This is a genomic window from Pseudomonadota bacterium (assembly GCA_026390555.1).
Taxonomy (GTDB): Bacteria; Bdellovibrionota_C; UBA2361; order UBA2361; family OMII01; genus OMII01.
Window position 1 is genome coordinate 1 of the sequence record JAPLFS010000012.1, and the last position, 3,326, is coordinate 3,326.

At 48.6% G+C, this 3,326-nt stretch carries 4 protein-coding genes and 1 other RNA gene; 3 read left to right on the forward strand and 2 right to left on the reverse strand.

All coding sequences use genetic code 11. The features are described from left to right. Window positions 1–124: 124 nt before the first annotated feature. Both ssrA and smpB read right to left on the reverse strand, forming a co-directional pair. Window positions 125–536: a transfer-messenger RNA gene (ssrA, locus tag NTV65_00765) on the reverse strand. Window positions 537–684: 148 nt separating this feature from the next. Continuing rightward, window positions 685–1,146: an SsrA-binding protein SmpB gene (gene smpB, locus NTV65_00770; protein MCX6113733.1), complete on the reverse strand. Its 462-nt coding sequence runs from the start codon at window positions 1,144–1,146 to the stop codon at window positions 685–687. Between the two features lie 413 nt (window positions 1,147–1,559). On the opposite strand from smpB, the gene nth reads away from it, so the two are divergent. The 3 genes from nth to NTV65_00785 all read left to right on the forward strand — a co-directional run. Then, window positions 1,560–2,189 (forward strand): endonuclease III, encoded by a 630-nt coding sequence (gene nth / locus NTV65_00775; protein ID MCX6113734.1) that lies wholly within the window; start codon window positions 1,560–1,562, stop codon window positions 2,187–2,189. 158 nt (window positions 2,190–2,347) lie between these two features. Next, complete coding sequence (locus tag NTV65_00780; GenBank protein ID MCX6113735.1) at window positions 2,348–2,809, forward strand: mobile mystery protein A; 462 nt, start codon at window positions 2,348–2,350, stop codon at window positions 2,807–2,809. After that, window positions 2,806–3,326 (forward strand): mobile mystery protein B (locus NTV65_00785; GenBank protein ID MCX6113736.1); only part of this gene is annotated, 521 nt, incomplete at its 3' end. The genes NTV65_00780 and NTV65_00785, both read left to right, overlap by 4 nt.

Sequence of the window (3,326 nt, forward strand, 5' to 3'; positions counted from 1 at the left end):
AAGCCACCACCTCCATCCTGAAGCTGGTTTTTACCAGTTCAAGAGGAGATGGAACTTCATAACCCAACGAATCTTTTACCCTGCTCCGTTTCCTGGAGCATCTGATGTGGAGATGCCGGGAAAAGAATGGAGATGGGGGGAATCGAACCCCCGTCCTTAAAGCGTCACAATAGGCCATCTACATGTTTAGAGCGCTGAGCATCTTATCAGGGTGGATTCAGCACACGCAACCAGCCCCGACCAGCTCCTGTTTGTTTCGAACGATCACCGCAGCACGTGACCGTTCAGAGCCCGAATAAGTTAAGCTTCTAGGAAATTACGGGCGCGTTCCCTATCAGCCGACCCGGCGCTTGTGGCGGCGGGTCTGGTGCTAACTAAGCAGCCATTGCGTATGCAGGTGCAAATGCAGGGCGTGCGAAGTTAGCGTGAATAACATTGTTTTTTGCAGTTATTCGTTTCCGCTTTTTTACCAGGCCAGCGGACCCTGGACATGCAGACCCATCGATCTTGAATCAAGTCGAAACCTTTACACCCCCATAAATTAATACAAAACAACAACCCAGGCCCTCTCTGACCGAGATCCTTACAGTATAATCCCTTATTGTTAAATTTTCCATGCCATTAGCAGACCATTTTCAGGCCCGTCCTGCAGGGATAACTACCTGAGAATGGAAGAAAATCATCCTACTTACTGCGCCGCGACAGCTCCCTAGCTATCTCCCTCTCGCCCTCCCGCTTCTTAATGTCCTGGCGCTTGTCGGGAGCTGCCTTGCCCTTACCGAGCGCTATCTCAATCTTGGCCCGTCCATTTTTGAGATGAATCTGTAGCGGCACTATGGTCATGCCCTTGGTCTCAAGCTCCCGAATAAGCTTGTTAATCTCTCGGCGATGCATCAGTAATTTGCGCGGGCGCCGCGGATCGTACTCCTTATCGGCGCTGTGTGAATAAGGCAGGATGTAGGCATTAAGAAGAAAGAGCTCCTCTTTATCTGGGCGCACGTACGCCTCGCTTATGGTAGCCTCCCCCGATCGGATCGATTTTATCTCAGCACCGGTAAGAACCAGGCCCGCTTCAAACGTCTCAAGGATGTGATAGTCGAAGCGCGCCTTTCTATTTGCTGCTACGATCTTTACCGCCTCGGCCATATTATCAATCTCTCCGTAACTATTCACCCCAGTATAAAACTGTCGGTGGTTAAAATAATTCAATCTTGCGATCGGTCCTAACGAAACATCTTTCTTGATGTCCCCTGATCGGGGACGCTTATTTTAGGGGTGAATAGTTAATATTCCCACCCCAGTTTGCTCCGCAAACTCGCCCCTTGATAGGGGCTAACGTATTTACCCCAGTATAAAACTGTCGGTGGTTAAAATAATTCAATCTTGCGATCGGTCCTAACGCTCACAGCATTGCTGCACCAGTAGCTTGCGCTGCTGGGCGGGCTCTGCAAATCTACCCCCGAGGGGTTGGTACAGAGCCACTACCCTAACACGCTGGTCATACTAGGCTCCATGATTTTGACCGGAGCCTTAAGAAACGCTAGGATTTCCTAATCCATATGGGACCAAAGCGTAAAAAGCTCCTTCTTTCCGCTCTCGCTGAGCTCTATCCTGACCCCCATTCCGAACTAAATTTTAAGAATGAGTATCAGCTTCTTATCGCGGTGCTGCTCTCCGCCCAGTGTACAGATAAGAAGGTAAACCAGATTATCCCTGAACTATTTACACGCTATCCAACCTTCGAAGCGCTTTCGAAAGCCGCCCTTACCGATGTCGAGCGCATCATACGCCAGATCAACTATTTTAAAACTAAATCAAAGCATCTAATCGAAACCGGTCGACAGATGGTCGAACGATTCGACTCTATCGTTCCTAAGCTCCAAGAGGAGCTTGTCTCCCTACCCGGCGTAGGTCGCAAAACAGCTAACGTAATCGTGTGTGAGGCTGGAAAAGTTCCAGCCTTTCCGGTCGACACCCATGTTTTTCGTCTGGCTCACAGACTTGGCCTCTCAGAGGGTAAAACCACAGATGCCGTCGAAAAGGATCTCAGAAAGGCCTTTCCACCGGCAGAGTGGCGAAACCTGCACCACAGATTTATCTTTCACGGTCGCAGGGTCTGTAAAGCTAGGACCCCAAATTGCGCCGGGTGCGTACTAAGCTCAATCTGCCCATCGGCGGTTTTAGCTTGAGAGCTTTAACCATCTGATTATATAGATAAAAACTAACTGCAGCACAGAATTTAGCGCACTATTGGCATAAATTATGTATTAAAATACATTGCACTAATCAGAAACATTTATTATAATACATATATCTAATCTAATAGTATGTATCATATAAGGCTCACATGATTAGCGAAAAGAAGAGAAAACTGAACGCCCAAAGAGCGGTTCTCGATCGTTTACTTGGGGAGCTCAAGACGCTGGAGATTTCACGCCCGCAGAGGGGGTGGCTTAGAACCATTCGTGAGTCTCTTGGCATGACCGTCTCCCAGCTAGCTAGAAGGGCCTCACTAGACCAAACAACAGTTACACGTCTCGAGTCCAATGAGGCGCAGGATGCCCTCACACTCAAGTCCCTTAAGCGCCTAAGCGCTGCGCTCGATTGCGAATTGGTCTATGCACTAGTCCCAAGAACCTCCCTCAAAGCAACATTAATAGAGAGAGCTAATCTTCTCCTCAGGCATGAGGAGCAGCGAGTTGAAAAAACTATGAGCCTGGAGAATCAGGGTGGCGGAGAAGTTGATAACTCAATGCAGAAGGCTCTGCTTATTGGAACCCTAGATAAGCGTCTTTGGGATGAGGTATGAAGATCGACTATCCCCAAGGAGCGACGCCGCTAGAGAGAGAGGAGCTGGAAGGACTGCTTCTTTCAATAAAGACTCAGGGGGACCTTAACAGGTTTGAAAAACAGGCGATCTTCGAGTGCCGATTTGACCTGCGAAAAAATCGCAAAATCAAAAAAGATATTCTGACACTCTCTGGCTTGAAAGTTCTCCACAGAAAAATGTTTGCGCCAGTATGGAGCTGGGCCGGAGAATTTCGTTCTACAGAAAAAAATATAGGTATTGCACCCCAAGAGATCCAAATACAGCTACAACAACTCTGTGAAAACTGCTTGCATAGGCTTTCAGATCTTAAGGCGGACTCGTGGCCAGAATTTGCAGCATTCTTTCATCACGCCCTCGTATCAATTCATCCGTTTCCAAATGGCAATGGTCGTCATGCCAGGCTTGCAACGGATCTATTGAGCTGGAGGATAAAGCTCCCTGAGCCCTCCTGGGGGCAGAGCGATCTTACTGACGCGAATCCTGAAAGAGCGCGCTA